At 49.5% G+C, this 2503-nt stretch carries 3 protein-coding genes; 2 read left to right on the top strand and 1 reads right to left on the bottom strand.

The annotated features are described in order from the left end of the window. Window positions 1–792 (bottom strand): glycosyltransferase (locus tag RMO84_RS11630; protein ID WP_310488620.1); only part of this gene is annotated, 792 nt, incomplete at its 3' end. Window positions 793–976: 184 nt separating this feature from the next. Between RMO84_RS11630 and RMO84_RS11625 the strand changes: the two genes are divergently transcribed. After that, window positions 977–1483 carry an endonuclease V gene (locus RMO84_RS11625; protein WP_310488619.1) on the top strand — a complete coding sequence of 169 codons (507 nt, stop codon included), beginning with the start codon at window positions 977–979 and terminating at the stop codon, window positions 1481–1483. A 168-nt stretch (window positions 1484–1651) separates the two neighbouring features. After that, window positions 1652–2503: alkaline phosphatase (locus RMO84_RS11620; protein WP_310488618.1), on the top strand; the 852-nt coding region annotated here is incomplete at its 3' end.

Below are 2503 nucleotides of genomic sequence, written 5' to 3'. Positions count from 1 at the left end.
AAAATGGAGGCGATCTGCTACGCCTAGATCGATCGCCAGTTGCTTCATTTGTGTCAGGAGTGGCCCATCCCCAGCAATAGCTAAATGTACGTCCAGTCGATTCAATTTAGCAAAAGCAGCAATTGTATCCTGATGCCGTTTGCGGCGCGTAAATTCGGCGACAGAGAGCAATAGTGGTGTGTTCGCGCCGATGCCTAGCTCCGCACGGAACAGCTCGACGGCAGCATCTGCGACCTGGTGCCGATTGTAATAATCGAGATCGACCCCGATTCCTGGCATGTAAAATGAGGCTGCTGGCGGTACCAAGCGATGCCGCTCGATCGCCGCTGCATCTTCCCGTACGATCGTTACTAAATAATCTGTCCACTTTCCCGCCAGTTTTTCTAAAGCGAGAAACACCCAATTTTTGAGGGGGTTGGCTCCTGGCAAGAAATGAAACCCATGAGCGGTATAAATGACCTTAGCTCTGAGTTGATGGCGCAGATCTTTGAGGGCATACCGCGTTACAAATGCCGCTACTGGTGTATGAACGTGAATGATGTCATATCGCTCGCGCGCCACAATCTCGCGAATTTTGGCCGGAGTTCCGAGCAAGTTGCGCGGATCGAGCGGATTTCGCGACCACTGCACTTCCCACAGTCGATCGAAATAGCGATCGCAACCATCAGTATCTAAAAAGCCACAAGACATTGCATCAACTTGCCAGCCGCGATCGCGAAAATGGGTGGCAAATGGTAGCAAGAAATTGGTGAGCACTACAGGAACTGTAGTTACGATCAACAGTTTGGTCATAAATCTCGACTAAATTAGTGAGATAGTAGCAATCGGATCTGCATTGATAAAGATCGACAATTCACAAAACTATCGATCCTTAGAGTACCCACGCACTCTGGCATAATTTAGAGTAGAGAGCGCAATTTATGGATCGATCCGATCGATCGAACATAAATTGTGCTGGTAATTTGAGGTGCGATCGATGATTTTTGCTGTTGATGTTCATTATCCAGATGACAAAGCCTTCGTCGCGGGGATATTATTTCAAGATTGGCAAGATGCCGCACCCTTTCAGCAGATCGCGACCGAAATTGCCCATGTTGCCGAGTACGAACCAGGACAATTTTACAAACGCGAATTGCCATGTATTCTGGAAATTTTGGCACAACTCGAATCTTTACCCGCGATCGTCATCGTCGATGGTTATGTCTATCTCGGCTCCGATCGAAAACCAGGTTTGGGTAAATATTTGTACGATGCTCTCGACGGTAAAGCGGTAATTATTGGCGTTGCTAAAAATCGATTTGCCGATACCCCCACCGAGGCGGAGGTGTTGCGCGGCAACAGCCAGCGACCTTTATATGTAACAGCGATCGGCATCGATCTAGTGGCCGCTAAAATAGCGATCGAGCGGATGGCTGGTGAATATCGCATCCCCAATCTCTTGAAGCTAGTCGATAAACTCAGTAAGAGCCACGATCGAACCTGATGCGAACGAGTGAAAATCGATCGGCTTGCTGGAACTAAAATGCGATCGATTTAACACGCACTGGCAAGCTATCTGTGTTAGTAGGTTTAGAAAGGTTGCAGTCGCAGATGTGGCTAGTTCTACTGTTTTCTCGATCGACTCGATCCCAACTTATCTCGATTGCTCACAATGCTAAACATTTTTCAAAACAAAGCCTTTAAATGGTGGATTTTAGGCGCGATCGCTTTATTGGCTGCGACCACGATCGTCCCTAGCTTATTTCGACCGACCACCGTGCGCCAGCTCAATACAATTCTGATGATTGGGGATGGGATGGGTTGGGAAATTGCAAGAGCTGCGGCGATCCAAACGGCGATCGATCAAGGCAGCACTGGCAAAACTCTCAAAGATTTTTATGTTCAGGGCAAAGGCTCCGGACTCAATATGCAAACGTTACAGAACTATGCCCTCGCGACCACCTACGGCACGACAGTCGCGGGTAAAGATGGTAAGTATAGCAGCAATCAAAGTGCCCTAGATGACTCCCAAAAGCTGACTGGAGCTAGTCCCGTTCGGCCTAACTTCAAATTCGACCCTAAATTTAATCCCGGGCAACATAGCAAAAATGCTCCCGCTCCCGCGATCCCACCTGTCGGTAATTTAGTCGGTTACGATCCCGTCAAAGGTGGCGCGAACCCCTGGACGCCCGGTACCGATCGCGAATACATTAAAGCCAGCTATCCCGACTCAGCCAATACTGCCACCACCCTCTACACGGGCGTGAAAAGTTACAATAACGCGATCGCCGTCGATATCTACGAAAAACCCCTCACGACCATCCTCAAAACCGCTGCCGACGAGCGAAAATCGACCGGACTAGTGACATCAGTCCCGATCGATCATGCCACGCCGGGTGCAGCCTCCGCCAATGTCAACCGGCGCAGCAAATACGACCTCAATGCTGCTGATGCCAAGCCCCTCGATAATATTCTCCAGCAACAACTCCGGATCTATCAACCCACGCTGTGGTGGATGGCGCTC

Origin of the sequence: Chamaesiphon sp. VAR_69_metabat_338 (assembly GCF_031423935.1) — a bacterium.
In the GTDB taxonomy this organism is placed as follows: Bacteria; Cyanobacteriota; Cyanobacteriia; order Cyanobacteriales; family Chamaesiphonaceae; genus Chamaesiphon.
This window is presented reverse-complemented; position numbering and strand designations above follow the sequence as displayed.